This window comes from Myxococcales bacterium, from assembly GCA_016712525.1.
In the GTDB taxonomy this organism is placed as follows: domain Bacteria; phylum Myxococcota_A; class Polyangia; order Polyangiales; family Polyangiaceae; genus JAAFHV01.
In genome coordinates, this window is the sequence record JADJQX010000001.1 from 2,688,694 (window position 1) to 2,705,018 (window position 16,325).

Sequence of the window (16,325 nt, forward strand, 5' to 3'; positions counted from 1 at the left end):
TTTTGTGGCCACAGGCCGCGTGGGGAGAACGAAACGCGGCGTCGTGCGTACGACGCTTCCCGCTCCCTTTCGGAGAGAAACCTGCCGATGCGTTCGCCGTCCTCCGTTTCGCGCCTCCTCGTCTCGTCCCTCCTCGTCGCGTCGCTCGCGGCCATCTCTTCGGTGCTCGTGGCCGGATGCAGACCCTCGTCGGGCCCGGGCCTCGTCGCGCACGGCGACACCTTCGGGGAGATGCGCACCATCAAGGGGGAGGTCACCATCACCGAGACCGGCGCCGAGAAGCGCGTGCCGTACCCGCGGGAGCGCATCGCCGAGGGCGCGAAGATCTCGCTCGCCCAGGGGGCCCTCGCGTGGATACGTCGTGACACGGGCGCGGTGTGGCTCGTCGCAGGGCCCGCCGAGCTCACGATGCACGAGGACTCGGTCAAGCTCGACTCGGGGCGCGCCTTCGTCGACGGGGAGGACGGCCCGCCGATCCGCATCGACTCGGCCCGCGGCGCGATCGAGCTCTCCGACGCGCGCGCGAGCGTCGAGATCGCGGCAGATGGCTCGGAGGAGGTGTACGTGCTGCGGGGGGCAGCGCGCGCCGTTTCGAAACAAGATCGCGCGATCGCGGGAGAGCGCCTCACCCTGAGCGGCGACACGGTGACACGCTCCGCGGCCGTCGCGTGGGACGACTGGACCGGGGGCCTCGCGACGGCGGATCCGGGCGCGCAGCCCGCGCCCTTCGGCCTCGGCACGGTGGGCGCACGCCCCGCCGGAGACAAGGGAAAACCCAGGTTTTCGCTGGTGATCGAGCGGCTCGACGTGAAGGTCACCGTCGACCACGACTTCGCCGTGACCGAGGTCGACCAGACGTTCGTGAACCCGAGCAACGCGGACGTCGAGGGCATCTTCTCGTTCCGAACGCCGCCCGGCGCCGTCCTCCAGAAGTTCGGCGTCGATCGTGACGGCGAGATCGTGTGGGGCAAAGTGAAGGAGAGCGCCGCCGCGCAGGCGCAGTACGAGAGCAACGTCTACCAAGGCTCCACGGAGGACCCGGCCCTCCTCGCGTGGACGGCCCCGGGAGAGTACGCGGCGCGCCTCTACCCGATCCACGGCGGCACGAAGCGCCGCGTCGTGACCCGCTACGGAGAGTGGCTCTCGCGCCAAGGGGCCAAGGGCGATCGCAGGCTCTACGTGTACCCGATGGCGGCCGAGGGCGCGCGTGGCTCGCTCCCTCGCATCGAGGAGCTGCGTGTCACGCTCGACCTCGCGAAGGCCGGCACCACCCGCGTGCGCGCGGGCATGAACGGCCACACCGAAGGGAAGAACGTGGTCATCCAGGCGTTCGACTTCGTGCCGAGGGCGGACCTCGCCGTCGAGCTCTTCGACGCCGGCGCATCGCAACCGACGGCGTACCGGGCGCCGCACAAGCTCACCCCGGAGGACATCCCCATGAACGCGGACGCGAAGTTCGCGGCCAAGGTGTCGAGCGAGGAGCCCGACTACCTCATGATCCCGCTCCGTAGCCCGCCCGCCGAGGCGCAGGCGAAGGGCATCGATCTGGCGATCGTGGTCGACACGTCGGCGGCCACCGAGCCTGGCGCGCTCGCGATCGCGCGGAACCTCACGTCGGCGCTGCTCGCGCACCTCGGGCCGGACGACCGCGCCGCGCTCTGGGCCGGTGACGCGAGCCTGCGCCCCGTCGCCGACGGCAGCGGCGAGCTCGGCCCCGTCGACGCCGCCAAACGAAGGACGTGGCTCTCCGGGCTCGCTGCGATCGATCGCGGCGGCGCGACCGACATCGGCGCCCTGATGACCGAAGCGGCTGCCAAGCTCGATGGCAAACGACGCGGGGCGGTGCTCTACATCGGGGACGGCGCGCCCTCCGTGGGAGAGCTCTCCGCGAAGGCGCTGCACGCGCGTATGGCCCGGCTCCCTGCCGCCACGCGCATCTTCGCGGCCGGCCTCGGCACGCACGCGAACCTCGCCCTCCTCGACTCGATCACGCGCGGCGCGCCCGTCGAGCCCGTGGGCGACGCGTACGGTGCCGCGAGGTCTGCGCTCCGCTTGCTCGAGGCCGCCCAGCGCCCCGCGTGGGTCGGCGCGACGCTGGAGGTCGCGGGCGTCGAGCGTGTGTATCCTCATGATCTGCCTCCTATTTTGGCGAACGAGAGCGTGCTCGTCGTGGGCCGCTTGACCGCCAAGGCGCCGGCCGCGATCGATCTCAAGAGCGGAGACGCGACGAGCCACGCCGCGCTCGACGTCGTCACCCTCGACGACGCAGGCGACCTTCGGAGGCGCTGGGGTCACGGGCGCATCCAAGAGCTGCTCGCCGAGGGCGCGGGGCGCGCGTCTCTCGTGGACGTCGCGCGGCGGTACGGGCTCGTGTCTCCGTACACCTCGCTCTACGTACCGACGGCCCGCGAGGCGGCGCAAGCGAACCTCGCCGAGAACGACTCGGTCGCCGACGAGCGCGCCGACGCCATCGCGCGTCGCCGGTATTGGCGGCCCTGGTCGAGGACGTGGAAGAACGACGAAGCTCCGACCGAGCAGATCGCCGAGAGCTCCGCCGACAACAAAGAGGGCGGCACCGGCACGCGCGCGAAGGGCGAAGAAGGCTCGATGGGGAACCCCAACCTGAAGGGGAGCGGGAAGAAATACGCCGTCGCCGGGCCGCACGCCGATCGCCCCGCCGACGAGCCCGCCCCACCGCCTGCCGCTGCAGCCGCGTCCATGGCCTTCGCACCGATGACCGTCACGCCGATGCCGACGGCTGCAGAGCCGCGCGCGCCTCGGGCGGCGGCTCCGGCCAAGGCCCTCGACGCTGCCGAGTCCGCCCCGGCTCCCGCCGTCGGCAACATGTGGGGGACGGACTCGTTCGGGGCGGGAGGCCTCGGGCTCTCGGGAGTCGGCGAGGGAGGGGGAGGCAAGGGCGAGGGGATCGGCCTCGGCAACATCGGCACGATCGGCCACGGCGCGGGCACCGGGACGGGGCAGGGCTTCGGAAACGGTCACGGACGCCTCGGCGGCGCGAGCGCGACGAGCGCGCCCACGCTGCGGCAGGGGCCGGTCACGGTCACGGGGAGGCTCCCGCCCGAGGTCGTCCAGCGCATCGTGCGGCAGAATTTTGGCCGCTTCCGCCTCTGCTACGAGAACGGCCTCCGCGGAAACCCGGTGCTCGCCGGCCGTGTCGCCGTGAGGTTCGTGATCGACCGGTCCGGTTCGGTCGCGTCCACCCAAGACGGCGGCTCGGACATGCCCGACAAGAACGTCGTCGCGTGCGTCGTGCGGGGCTTCGGCAACCTGAGCTTCCCGCAGCCCGAAGGGGGCCAGGTGACGGTCGTCTACCCCATCCAGTTCAACCCCGGGGACGGCTCTTCGTCTTCGAGCCCACCTCAGGCAACCGAGGCGAAGCCCACGGTCGGACAGGTCGGCGCGTCGCGTTCACTCGGGGTCATCGGGCACGCGGCGAGGCCTTGTGGGGCGGCCGCGGAGCTCCCGCTCGCCGAACGTCGGACGCTGTGGGTGGAGCGCCTCGCGCAGCAAGGTGGGACGGCCGATGGAGCGCTCCGCGTGTACCGGAAGGCGCTCGAGGACTGCGAGGCTCCGTCGTGGCGCGAGCGAACGACCCTGCTCCTCGCGATGGTCGACGCCCTGCCCGCGGTGACGTCGCGCGTGGCGCTCTGGAAGTCTCTCCTGCTCACGCCTGCGGCCGACGTCGTCTACCGCGCGATCGTCGTGCGGGTTCAGACGGTGGCCGACCTCCACGCGCTCCACAAGGCGCTCGGCCTCGCGTCGGTCGATCCGGACTTGCTCGCCGGCATGGTCGCGAAGGCGAAGACCCCGGCCGACAAGCTCTCCGTGCTCCGCGCTGCGGCGGTCAAATGGCCCGACGATTTCGAGCTCGCGCTGCGTGTGCTCGACGCGTTCGAGGACGTCGGTGACGACGCGGGTGGCCGCGCGTGGGCTCGTCGTATGCGGAGGCGGGCCGACGCGACCGCGCACGTGTGGACGAGCGTGGGCGAGTACTACCTCCGCCTCGCCGCGCGCGGCAAAGGCGCCGATGCCGAGCACGACAAAATCGAGGCGCGCCGCACGTTCGGCGAGCTCGTCGAGTTCGCGCCGGAAGATCCGGCCGCGCGCCGGCGCCTCGGAGACTTGCTCCGCGCCCATGGCTGGTACGAAGAGGCGCTTCGTCAGTACATGACCCTTCAAACCCTCACACCCGACGACCCCGGAGTGTCTCTCCTCGTGGCGTCGGCGGCCCAAGGCCTCGGCAGGGTCGAAGAGGCCGTGGGCTGGGCCGAGAAGGCGGCGACCGCGGGCTCCCCCGATGGCGCGAGCCCGCTCTCGCGAGCCTCGCGTGCGACGGCGCTCTCGTTCGTCTCGTGGGCGCGCGACGAAGCTCTCCGCGCCGGACGAAAAGAAGACGCCGAGAAGCTGCTCGCCCGCGCCCGCCGCCTTGGCGCGGCAGGGACCAACACCAAGCCGAGCCAGGCCGACGAACAGAGCGTGCGCTTCCTCGTCACGTGGGCTCACCCGGAGCTCCACCCGTCGCTGTGGACGAACGCCCTCGGCGCGCCCATGCCCTCGCCCGACAATTTCCCGGCGTTCGGCGTCGCCGAGGCGAAGATGACGAACGGAGCCCTGAACGCGGAGCTGAGGCTCGAGCCCGAAGACGCGGCGCGCGCGGCGAGGCTCGGGCTCTCGGCGATCGTCACGGTCATCTCCGGCTCCGGCACCCCGGCCGAGAAGGTCGTTCGCCAAGAGGTGCGCTTCGGGACGGTGGGCGCGCCCGTCGCGCGTACGCTGCTCGCCTTCCAGAACGGTGCCCTCACCGTGACTGCTGCCGCCCCCGAGAAGGGAGGTGCACGATGAAGCGCGCCGTGCGGTTCGTTCGCCCGCTCCTCACGACGGCTCTCCGCCTCGAGGTCGTGCTCGGCGCGCTCGTCGTGGGCGCCGCGTGGAGCGGTGGGCTCGGCATGTTCTCTCGGGGACCGCAGAAGGTCGACATCGGCGCGATGTCCACCACCGTGGGAGACATCAAGGCGCTCCACGCCGAGATCACCGTCCACGGACGGGAGGTGCGGGGGGACGCTCGCCTCCACGACGGCGACGACGTCAAGACCGGCCCCGATGGCCGCGCGCGCCTCCGCCTCGACGACGGCACCGTGCTCGTCGTCGATGGAAACACCGAGATCTCGCTCAAGAAAGAACGCGTCGTCGTCGCCCGGGGCCGCGTCTTCGTGCAAGCGGGCGCCGCGGCCCGAACCGAGGTCGCCCTGCGAGATTCGGTGACCCGCGTCGTCTCTGCCGCCGCCGCCTTCGAGGCGAGCGAGACCGTCGGAAAGGTGTATTGTGCACGCGGTGAGCTCGTCGCCACGATCGGCGGCAAGTCGGCCCACGTTCAGAGCGGCGAGACGGCGACCTTGATGGGGGCCGAAGCGAAGGTCGCGCCGGAGACCGCCTTCGACGACTGGACGGGCGGGCTGGCGGTGCCCTGGTCGGGCGAGAAATCACCGGCGAGCGCCATCGCGGAGCTCTGGGGAGGCATGGGAGACGACCCTGGCGCGCCGCTCGTCGTGCGCTCGGCGAAGGTCGAGACCACCATCGACGGCGAGGTGGCGCTCACCCGGATGCGCACCTCGTACTTCAACGGCTCCGACCGGGACGTCTCGGCCGACGTGCGCATGGCGCTCCCGGAGGGCGCGATCGTGACGCAGGTCGCGCGCACGAACGAGGGGAGCGACGAGCGCAAGGCCGTCGTCGGTGTCGGGATCCGCGGCGGCGCGCTCGGCGATCGCCTCGAGTGGGCGGGCGGAGGCTGGCTACGAGGGACGCTCACGAACGTCGGTGCGGGGACGTCGGTCGAGCTCTCGGTCGACTACGTGGAATGGCTCCCTCAGAAAGACGGGCACGCGACCTACCGCTTCCCGATGGCGAGCGACATCGAGGCGCCGATGGTGGGCGGTCTCGACGTGCGCGTCACGTCCGTTTCGCCGGCAAAATGGCTCTCGGTGAGCTCGGGGGCGAAGGTCGTCTCGGGGGCCATCGAGCTCCACCGCGCCGACGTCCGCCCTACGGGCGATCTCGTCGTCGAGCTCGAGCCCGCGGTCGTCCGATCGAAGGCCGCGCGCGCCTACGTCGAGCGCCGAGACGCTTCGGAGGACCCGTACGTGCTCGTGCGCACCGAGCTCCCCGAGTCTGCGGCCACCGGCGTGAGCCTCGCGCTGGTCGTCGACACGTCGTCGAGCGTGGGGCCCGCGCTCCTCGAGACCGAACGCGCCGCCGTCGACGCCATCCTCGATTCGCTCGGACCGAAGGACTCGGTCGTCGTGCTCGCCGCCGATCACGCGGTGTCCACGCTCGGTTCGGACAAAGCCTCGGCGGTCACCCCCGAGCTCCGCGCGAGCATTCGAAAGGCCCTCGGAGAGGTGCACGCCGGCGGCGCGTCGAACCTCGGCCTCGCGCTCGAGCGGGGCGCCGATCTCCTCGACGCACAAGGCGAAAAGGCGGGCGCGGGCATGGTCGTCTACCTCGGGGACGGGCGCCCCACGGTCGGCGAAGTGACGGCGCGCGAGCTTCGAAAGCGGCTCGCTCGTCGCGCGACGGGCGTCCCTCGGCTCGGGGCGCTCGCCGTCGGTCAGGGGGCGGACCGTTGGATGCTCGCCGAGCTCGTCGCCGGCGCGGGCCCCGTGCTCGAGGTGCTCGACCGCCCCGACGCCGCGCGCGCGAGCTCCGTGCTCGTCGCCGACGCGCTCGCCCCGACGTTCCGTGACGTGTCGCTCGATCTCGGGACCACGGTCGATCGGGTGTACCCGCGCGATCCGCAGGCGAAGCTCTCGGGTTCCACGGTCACCGTCTCCGGCCGCCTCCGTGGGGAGCTCCCGAAAGAGATCGTGCTCCGTTATCGCCGCGGGACGACCCTCGTCGAAGAGGTGCGGCCGCTCACCAAGGTCGTCGCCCCGATGTTCGCCGACGTGCCGAAGCGTTGGGCGGCGCAGCGCATCGAAGAGAACGTCGTGCGCGCGGACGGCGTCGAGCCTTCGATCGCGCTGGCGAGCAAGGTCGGTCTCCTCACCCCGTGGACGAGCTGGTTTTTTGGCGGCGGGAGCGCGAGCGCCCCATGGGACGCGCGCCTCATCGGCCTCTCTCCGGCCGACGCCGCGTACGCGAGCCACGTCGAGCCGGCGCCTCCTCCTCCGTCGCTCCTTCTCGAGCCGCCGACCACGTTCGACGGCGAGGCCACGATCGAAGAGGCCGCCGAGATCGCCGCGCGCCGCGCCCTCCGCGACGCGATGGGGCCGATGGTGGCGTGCCGCGACGCGCGCGCTTCGATCAAACCCGGGGTCGGGAGCTCGCTCGACGTGTCCGTCTCGGTCGACAAGGACGGGCACGCGACCAACGTCGTCGTCCGGGCGAGCGACGCGCGGGAAGACGATCCGGTCCTCGATCGCTGCATCCGCGTCGTCGTCTCGGCCGTCCCGTTCCACGGCGCGGGGGTCACGGTCAAGGTCTCTCACACCGTCACGCTCCCGCCCGGGCAGGGAGGCAAGCGCACCCAGTGCTCTGTGGCGTCCAAGCTCCCCCTCCCGGTGCGGCGCGGAATCTGGCGCGCGCGCAAGGCCAAGGGGCAGCTCGATTTCTCCGTAGCCTCGAGGGCTTGCGAGACCCCGACGTGGTCCGAGCGGCGCGCGCTGCTCGCGATCCTGACGACGGATCTGGCGCCGCAGACGGGCATGGCGCTCGCGTCCAGGCTCGAGAACGAGGGCGCAACGGACGCCTCGAGGTTCGTTCGGCAAGAGCTCCTGCGAAACGCGAGCCTGAGCGCCCTCGGGTACGAACAGCTCCGTCAGCTCATGATCGAAGACGAGCCGAAGATCGACCGCGCGCTCGACAAGGCGTATCGCGCCGCCAAGACGGACGCCGACAAGCTCGTGGTCCTTCGCCGGTTCCTTCGGCTCGCGCCGCACAGCCCGCTCGGTCGACGGCTCCACGTCGCGCTCCTCGAGGCGATGAAGGACAAACCCGCGCTGCTCGAGGCGATCGAGCACATTCGGTACGACGCGTTCGCCGACGCAGGGCTCCTCGCCGAGTGCGCGTCGACCCTGCGCCGGATCGGGCTCGACGAGGAGGGCAGGCGCGCGTTCGGCGAGCTCGTCGAGCGTGCGCCGCGCGACCCGTGGACGCTCGGGTACGTGGGCGATCGCCTGCGGGCGGAGGGGCTCCACGAAGACGCCCTCGCCGCGTACCTCCGCCTCGACGCGGCGATGCCGGATGACCCCGCCGTCACCCTCCGCATCGCGCTCGCTCATGCGGGCGCCGGGCGGCTCGACGTGGCGACGCGTCTCCTCGACAAGGTGGCGCAAACCGGGGGGCGCGGAGACGACGGTCGTCTCGGCGAGCTTGCCTCCATCGTGTCGGCGTCGCTCCTCACGAACGCGCGGCAGAGCCAAAAACAAGCCAGCGCGGAGATCGACGCCCTCCTCGTTCGCAGGCTCGCGCAGACGCCGCTCCCCGACGTGGCGAGCGTCGTCCTCGTGCGTTCTGCCGTGAACGACTCGACGATCGAGGTGTCGGTCGCGCGCCAAGAGAAAGACAAAGACGAGCTCCCGGCCGACCTCGACGCGTCGGCGATGGGGCTCGCGGCGGTGAGGATCGAGCGTGGCGGAGGGGTGGCGCGGCTCAGGCTTCGGCAGGCGGCGGGCTTCGTGAGCGGTCGTCCCTCGCGCGCGCTCGTCACCGCGCTCGTGCTCGACAGCCAGGATCGGAGCCGGTCGCGTCTGGTTACGCGCGAGGTGGACATCGCTCCGGGAGAAAAGGGCACGGAGCTTCGCTGGACCGGAGAGGCCTTTCAATGACCGTCGAACGGGACGAATCGGACGCGACCACACGAGCCCCTGAGGCCTCCACCGAGCCTACCTCCGGCGCCGCCTCCGAGGGCGAAGCGCCTGCGGGCCACGTCGAGATCGCCGATACAGCGCACGCGCCCGCAGCCGCCGAGGCTTCCGCGCAAGTCTCCGATGGAGCGACCGCGGCCGCCGACGAGCCGCCCCCGGCCCCGCGGGAGGAGGTCGTGGCCCCTTCGCCTCCTCGGGTGGCGGTCCCCGCGACGAACGAGGGCGCGCCGACCGCGGTCGAGGCGCCCGTGCCCTCCGGCCCCTACAGGACACCTCCGTACGAAGCTCCAAGGCCGTTGCCCTACGGCGGCCGTGTGATGAGGCCCTTGCTCGGGCCGTCGCTCGGCACGTTCGGGGTCCTCTTGTGGGCGTACGTCGTCGCAGGTCAGCTCACGACCTCGTGGCTCACCGGGCGCCCCCTCGGAAACGGGGTCGCGCTTGCGGCCGTCGTGCTCGCGACGTTCGTCGCGTGGGCGCTCGGGATGCGTCGGAGCCTCGCGGTCGCGCCGGCGAGCCCGGCGGGCGTCGTAGGTCGCGCGGTCGGGGTCTTGGCGCTCTGCCTCGCGATGTACCTCGTGACGCTCGTCTTCGCCGTCTTCGTCGGTACGACCGCCGCGCCCGGGCACGACTTCGGCATCGCGTTCGCGCTCGTGACGGTGGCGTTCGTGGCGGTCGTGCTCGGCCGTCGACTCGTCACGCCGGAGGTCCACGAGCGCACGCACGGGGAGCGCGTGGTCACCGTCGCGGTGTGGGTGACGTGCCTCCTGCTCACGTTCGTGGCAGGCGTGGATCTCGCCGCCAACGGGTGACGCACGATCGTGCGGGACCGCCACGGGCGAGAAGAACCGACCGAGAAGAATCGACCGACGTTCGCGCCAACCCATCGAAAGGATTCAGTTTTGCCCCTTTTCGCAACGTAGGCGAGAGGTGCGACTTTGCGCGGCCGAAGTGGGTCTCGCACGAACGCGCGCGCCCCGCCACCCGGAAGGGGACGAGGCGAAATGGCGCCCCGAGGCGAACCTCCGAAGAGGTTCGTCCAGGTGGCGTTGGCGGTGGGGGCCGAGGTCGTACCGAGCGCGTCGGCGCCGTTCCCCCGGACCCGGTCGTGGCCTACTCGAGAATGGGCTGCGGACCTGGGACGATCCCGGCGATATCGGGATCTTCGCCCGGCGCACCAGCGGGGCGGTCGATCTTGTCGCGCTTGCGCGCCTCTTTTTCGGTGCGTTTGTCGCGCGCCTTGTCAGCGCGGGCGCGCTCTTTCTGGCGCTTCATGAAGCTTTGTTGTCCGGCCATCGTATTCCTCTCGCGCCCATCTCCGGGCGCGTTCTCGCGCCCTCCCGCGGGTGCGGGGCGTCAGCGCGTGCAGGGGGTGGGGGTCTTCGACATGTCCGCGGTCGTGGTTCGACCGCGGATTCGAAGCCGGCGCGTCACCGCGCGCCCGGCGCGCAGCCCATCGGTCGCGAGCCGAGAGCCCCCGACCCGACCCCGGCGTGCCTTGGTCGGTCGGGAGCTACGCGAATTCACGGGCTTCGATAGGCCGCTTTGGCGACGAACGTGAGCACACGTCCGCAAGGCGCCGAGCCCACGCTTCCGTGGCACTCGTCGCGCCCGTCGAACGAGGCCGCGCCCGATCGAAGCGAGTACATGACCGAGCTCGTGATGTCGTGGCCGCCGTCGGCGCACGACGGGTCGGCGCACGGCAGCACGAAGAGGGCCGGGGCCTGGTCGACGACGACTCGACGCACGTACGTCGAGCCCGGGTCCAGCTCTCCCCGGCTATCCGTGATTTCGAGATCGAGCTTCTCGAGCCCCGGCACTTCCTGCTTCAGGCGGGGCGCGTCGTCCTCACGGCGACGCCGCTCCACGAGCCGCGCCGCCCCTTCGGACTTCCGAAACGATCTCACCAGCCGCGGTGACCGCCGCCGCCTCCGCCACCGCCGCGGCGCGAACCGCCGCCGCCACCGTAGCCGCCGCCGCCGCCGCCGCCGCCGCCGTAACCACCACCACCACCACCACCGCCGCCGCGAGCCTGACGCTCCTCGGCCTCGTTGACGCGGAGGGGGCGGCCGTCGACGACAGCGCCGTTCATGGCCGAAATGGCCTTCTGGGCGCCTTCCGACGAGCCCATCGTGACGAACGCGAAGCCGCGCGGGCGACCCGTCTCACGGTCCATCAGGAGGTGAACGTCGGACACCTCGTCGAACTCCGCGAACGTGGAGCGGAGGGTCTCCTGGGTGGTGTTGAACGAGAGGTTTCCGACATAAAGACGCTGACCCATGTTGTTTCTATTCTTTCTGAGCGGCAGTCGAGCAGAGCTGAGATCGGACGAGCCGTTGCGTGCGATCGCGCGTGTCCGCGAGACGTTCGCGTACACACACGCGGCGTGACCATGAGCTGCAACGCGTCGCGATCGGCCGCAGAGAAAGCGGGAAGGCGTCGAGTCTAGGAACCGGAAACGTCAACGTGACGCCCTCTGGATAGTACATCCCTGGGAAAAAGCGAGGCCCGTTCTCACCTCCTCCGGAGACGCACGACGATTCGGCGCCGGCTGACGGGCTGTCGCGTGCGGTTCGCGTGCGCCGAACGCAGCATCGCCGCGCCCCTGTAACGAGGGCGCGGCGAGCGGAGCGCTTCACGAGCGAAAGCTCACTCGACGACGATCGGGCGCCACGACGTAGGCATCTCCTGGGTGTACAGGAAGACCTTCACCGGGCCGCGGTTGTTCGCGCCGTTCGAGATGTCGATCACCGTGGGGCCGACCGATTGTGTGCCCCATCGCCCCTCGGAGCTCGTGAGGTTGTAGGTGGCGGTCCCCAGGGTGTCGTCCTCGTTCGAGGGGATGGCCTCGGCGATGCCGGCGAACCCCGCCGCGAGCCCCTCGGCGATGGCGCCGGCGTCCGGGCGGATGGGCAGCAGCGCCGCGCCCGCGGCGGCGGCGATCTGGCCCGCGGTGCTGAAGATGCCCTTCCAGGACGAGTCGTCGTCGGCGTCGTGGGCCCACATCTTGATTTGGAGGAGCTCGTCGATGGGCTCTGCGCGCGAGAAGAGCACTTGGCCGTACCCGAGGTTGCGGCTGCCGCTCACCGGGTCGCTCGTGAAGAGCTTCATTCCGCCGTAGCTCCCCGACTCCGGGATGCGCTTGGTCTCGTTCTGCGACGCGGACGCCACCGCGGTGGTCACGTAGATGTCGCAGTAGTTGGTGCCGAACCAGTCGTTGTCGCACGTCTCGTCGCCGCCGTAGTGGTTCTCGAGGCGGGTCGCGAGCACCTGGATGCCTGGGCGCACGGTCTCGAACTCGAGGACCTTGTTCCCCATGAAATTCCCCTCCTTCGACCACGCATTGAGCTCGATTTTGAACCACGCGTCGCCCAGCAGGTTGCCCGGCGTCTCGAACACGAGCCGGTTCGTGTCCTCCTCGCAGCGGAGGGTGCCGCGGAAGAGCCCCTCGCTCGCGGGGGCGTCGTACATGCTCTGCTCCATGCGACCGTCGGTCGTCGTGTACATGTGGAAGGCCTCCTTCCCTCGGCCCGTCCGCGCGCAGTCGATCGTGCCACCTTCGAGCTCGATCACCACGCGGTCGACGTCGCGCCGCACGCCGCGCTGAAGGTTCGCGGGCGTCATGCTCTTCACGCGGAAGGTGCCTTGCGTGGGCGCGGCGGGCTCGTCGAGCACGAGCTGGGTCACGGTGGCGAGTGGCGCGGGGCTCGCCGTGCCGATCGCTGACGGGGCGGATTTGCTCGCTGTTCCGAGTACTTGGAGGTCTGCGCCGGCGATGGGGAGCACCTCGGCGAACGGGGTCGTCCGCCGGCTCTGCACGAGCACCTGGCCGAAGCGGGCGGGGCGCACACGGCAGCGCGCGCCCAAGATCGAGCCCGAGCACGGCTTCCACGTCCCACGAGGGTGGTAGATCTCTCCCGCCTTCACGGGCTCCGACAAGGAGACGACGACGCTCTTCTTATCGGCCGAGAGCGCCGCCGACCGAGCGAGGTTCTTGCGGACGATCTGCCCGTTCTCCTTGCGGACGACGATGACCTTCATCTGGGCGAGCGCGACCTCGTCGGCGGCCAGGGCGCGATCGAGCCCGAGGGTGAGCGTGGCGCCTGCGGCCGTGCGCGACACGACCCGCGGCGTCGGTCGCGGCGTCAGGCCGGCGAGGTCGAACCCTCCGAGCCCCGACGCCGTGGTCGTGGTCGCCGTCGTCGTCGTGTCCCCCTCCGGCGTCGCGCGGGCGAGCGCTCCCTCCGTCTCGCCGACCTCGGTCTCGGCGAGCTCGGGGTCGACGGTTTCGGTGGCACATGCGGCGGCGAAGAAAAGGAGCGGGGCGAGAGCGACGATCGAGCGAGTTTTCATGACGATTCTCCATGGTTGGCGCAGTCGCGCCGGGGCGAGGCGAGCGGGGAGCGCGCACGACGAGGGGACGCCCTAGGCGTGCCCCTCGAGGACGGCATCTCGGCGCACCACCACGGCGCGCCGGACACCGCCCGGTCTTTCGACCGGTGTCCCGGTCTCGAGGGGAGGTACGCCTCGGCGCGCGGAGACCTGACACGTCCCCGACGATTTTTTTTCTCTCTCTCTCTCTCTCTCTCTCTCTCTCTCTCTCTCTCTCTGCTGCCCTGGAGCGAAGGCTTCGCGCGGAGGTGCGTTCTGCGGTATGGGCCGACCATGCGGCGGGTGCTGGGGACCTTGGGGATGGTGGTGCTCGTCGTCGGCGGGGCGTGCCGCAGGCCCGCTCCCCCTGCTTTGGAGGATGCGCCGAGGCTCGAGGTCTCGGGATGCGCCGAGGTCGTGCGGCCCTCCAAGACCGATGTGCCTGCGTGTGTCCCACATGCCACGGAGCCGATTCGTGTGGTGGTCCCCGCCGGAAATGGGGCGGTCTCCTTCGCGCTCGACGACGGTGCGCTCGACGCGGGCACGGGGCGTGCGGTGGAGCGAGGTGATGTCTACACGGTGACGGTGCCCCACCCCGGACGGCAGATCTCCGTCCGGAGCGCCGACGGGGCCGTGATCGGCGTCGTGCCGCTCCACGCACCCACCCGGCCCGCCTTCTTCGCTGCGGCGGCCTCTCTTCGTCAGAGCGGCGATCTGGCTGGAGCGCTCGCGCTGGTCGAGCCTCACCTCTCCGCGAAGGACCCGTCCGAGCGTGCCGCGGCCCTCGGGCTCGTGGCGCGCATCGCACTTCGGCGAGGCCAAATCGACGAGGCGGTCGCGCGCCTCCGAGAGGCCATCGTGCTCGACGACGAGGCGGGGCACGTGTCCGATCGGGTCGACGACGCGCTCGCGCTCGCGTTCGTCTTGCACCAACGCTCCCGCCGCTATTCCGAGGCGCGCGCCGTGCTCGAGGAGGTCGCTCCTCTCGTGACCGACTACCCCGACGGGCACGCCCGCCTGCCCCTCTACCGAGCGCAGCTCGCGTGGCAAACGGGCGACTCTCGGGGAGCCCTGCGCGAAGCCCGCGAGGCGGTGTCTCGCGCGGACCGTCTGGGCGCGGGCTCGATCGCGCGGCCCGCCCGGAGCCTCGTGGGGATGATCGCGTGCGGCGCCGGCAGCTCACGCGCGTGCCTCGAGACGTTGCGGGCCGCCGCCGAACGGGCCACGGCCGACCCGAGCACGCCCGCGTGCGAACGTGCGGAGGTGTGGGTGTCGCTCGGCATCGCCGAGATCGAGGCCGCCGAGGTCGAAGCGCGGGCCGCCGAGGAGCTCGGAGAGGCCGACCGCCGTGCGCTCGCGCTGCTCGAGAAGGCGTGCCCCGACACGTACCTGCGTGGTCTCGCGCACCAGCACCTCGCGATCGTGGCGGTGCTACGGAAAGATGCAGCCACCGCGCGGCGGGAGCTCGCGAGCGCGCGGAGCGTCGCGGTCGAGCCTCGCCTGAGCGACGCGGTGGCGCGCCTCGAGGTCGAGGGGAACGCATCGCGCCTCGAGGGGCACGTCGCCGAGGCGCTCGAGGAGCTCTCTGCCGCGGTGACCCTGGCGAAGGGGGCCGCGCTCCACACCAAGGCGGCGCACGCGCTCGTCGCGCGAGGTCGGGCACAGCTCGCCGCGCACCGCGAGCGCGACGCGCTCGCCTCGTTCCTGGAGGCCGAAGCGGAGGTCGATCATGTCGTGGCCGCGATCCCGCTCGGAGAGGGGCGGGCCGCCGCGGCGCGGGAGGGGACGGAGAGCGTCAGGCTCGCCGCGGCGCTCTTGGTGAAGGCGGGCCGCGCGCCCGAGGCGCTCGCGCTCGTCACGCACGCCAAGGGGCGGTTCCTCGCGAGCCTCCTCACGCGTGCGCCCTCGCGCACACCCGAGGAGGCGCGCGCGCACGAGTCTCGCATCGCGGAGTACCACGCGGCGAGAGCGCGCCTCGACGTCGAGGCGGCGGAAGACTGGAAGCTCCCGGCGGACGAGCTCGCGCGGAGAGCGAGGGCTCGCGCGGACGAGCTCGCGCGGCTGTCGGCCCTTTTCGACGACGCCTCGGCGGGGAGGGGCGCGTCGCTCGCTTCTTCGCCCGTGCTGCGGCCCCACGAGCTACGGATCGTGCTCGCGCGGATCGGCGACACGCGGCTCCCCGTGGCCTTCTCGGAGCTCGACGGGGTGGTCCGGACGTTCGCCGTGCGGGACGTTTCTCGCGGCACGAGCGCGGAGGATCTTGGCGACGCGGTCCTTCGCCCGCTTCGAGGGGAGCTCGCGCGCGCGACGCGGGTGCGCTTCGAGACGGACGCGAGCCTCGTGGGCGTCGACCTGGCTCAAGCCTCGATCGACGGTGTTCCCCTGGGCGCGTCCCTCCCGACGGTGAGCGGCGTCGTGCTGCCTCCTCGCGTGGGGGGAGCGCCACCGGCCGGAGCACCGACCCTCGTCGTCGGCAACCCGACCGGCGACCTGCCCTCCGCGCGTGAAGAGGGAAGGCTCGTCACCGCGGCGCTCGGCGAGGGGCGCGGAGCGTCGTTCCTCGAGGGGCGCGCGGCTACGGCTTCGGCCGTGCGTGACGCGCTGGGCGGGGCCGGCCTCTTCCACTACGCGGGCCACGGGATCTTCCGGGGCGTCGAGGGGGCGGAGAGCCGACTCCCGCTGGCCGAAGGGAGCGCGCTCACCCTCACGGACGTGCTCGCGCTCCCCCGCGCTCCCCGGACGGTGGTGCTCTCGGGCTGCGAAGCGGGGCGTGAGGTCGGCGTCGGGGACGACGCCGTCGCAGGTCTGGCCCATGCGTTCCTGGTCGCGGGCGCCGACGAGGTCCTCGCGCCGACCGAGGTGGTCGACGACGTGGCTGCGGCGTCACTCTCTCGAGCGCTCTACGAAGGCGGGAACAAGGCTACGAGGACCGATTCGGTCCTCGGGATTGACCTCGGGGAGGGGCTCTTTCGCGCCCGCCGCGACGCGCTCGCGCAGGGCAAACCCCTTTGGAGGGCCTTTCGGGTATTCGTCAGATGAACGTAACTCCGCGAATCTGCGTCGAGCCGGGCT

At 71.6% G+C, this 16,325-nt stretch carries 8 protein-coding genes; 4 read left to right on the top strand and 4 right to left on the bottom strand.

What is annotated here, in order from left to right:
* Nucleotides 1-87: 87 nt before the first annotated feature.
* From IPK71_11480 to IPK71_11490, 3 genes are read left to right on the top strand one after another with little or no spacing between them, the layout of a single operon-like run.
* Nucleotides 88-4,863, top strand: coding sequence for an AgmX/PglI C-terminal domain-containing protein (locus IPK71_11480; GenBank protein ID MBK8214360.1), 4,776 nt, complete (start codon nt 88-90; stop codon nt 4,861-4,863).
* Nucleotides 4,860-8,846 (top strand): VWA domain-containing protein, encoded by a 3,987-nt coding sequence (locus tag IPK71_11485; protein ID MBK8214361.1) that lies wholly within the window; start codon nt 4,860-4,862, stop codon nt 8,844-8,846. Before IPK71_11480 ends, IPK71_11485 begins: the two co-directional genes overlap by 4 nt.
* On the top strand, nt 8,843-9,694 hold the full coding sequence (locus tag IPK71_11490) for a hypothetical protein (protein ID MBK8214362.1): 852 nt from the start codon (nt 8,843-8,845) through the stop codon (nt 9,692-9,694). Before IPK71_11485 ends, IPK71_11490 begins: the two co-directional genes overlap by 4 nt.
* A 301-nt stretch (nt 9,695-9,995) precedes the next feature.
* Here the strand turns inward: IPK71_11490 and IPK71_11495 are convergent, their stop codons facing one another.
* The 4 genes from IPK71_11495 to IPK71_11510 form a co-directional block, all read right to left on the bottom strand.
* The gene (locus IPK71_11495; protein MBK8214363.1) at nt 9,996-10,178 is read right to left on the bottom strand and encodes a hypothetical protein; all 183 of its coding nucleotides are present in this window, start codon (nt 10,176-10,178) and stop codon (nt 9,996-9,998) included.
* A gap of 227 nt (nt 10,179-10,405) precedes the next feature.
* Nucleotides 10,406-10,789, bottom strand: coding sequence for a hypothetical protein (locus IPK71_11500; protein MBK8214364.1), 384 nt, complete (start codon nt 10,787-10,789; stop codon nt 10,406-10,408).
* A complete protein-coding gene (locus tag IPK71_11505) occupies nt 10,786-11,163 on the bottom strand; it encodes an RNA-binding protein (GenBank protein ID MBK8214365.1) in 378 nt (125 codons plus the stop codon). The genes IPK71_11500 and IPK71_11505 overlap by 4 nt, the downstream gene beginning before the upstream one ends.
* Nucleotides 11,164-11,531: 368 nt before the next feature.
* On the bottom strand, nt 11,532-13,235 hold the full coding sequence (locus IPK71_11510) for a hypothetical protein (GenBank protein ID MBK8214366.1): 1,704 nt from the start codon (nt 13,233-13,235) through the stop codon (nt 11,532-11,534).
* A gap of 312 nt (nt 13,236-13,547) precedes the next feature.
* Here IPK71_11510 and IPK71_11515 point away from each other — a divergent pair, with 312 nt between their 5' ends.
* A complete protein-coding gene (locus IPK71_11515) occupies nt 13,548-16,292 on the top strand; it encodes a CHAT domain-containing protein (GenBank protein ID MBK8214367.1) in 2,745 nt (914 codons plus the stop codon).
* The last annotated feature ends 33 nt before the right edge of the window (nt 16,293-16,325 follow it).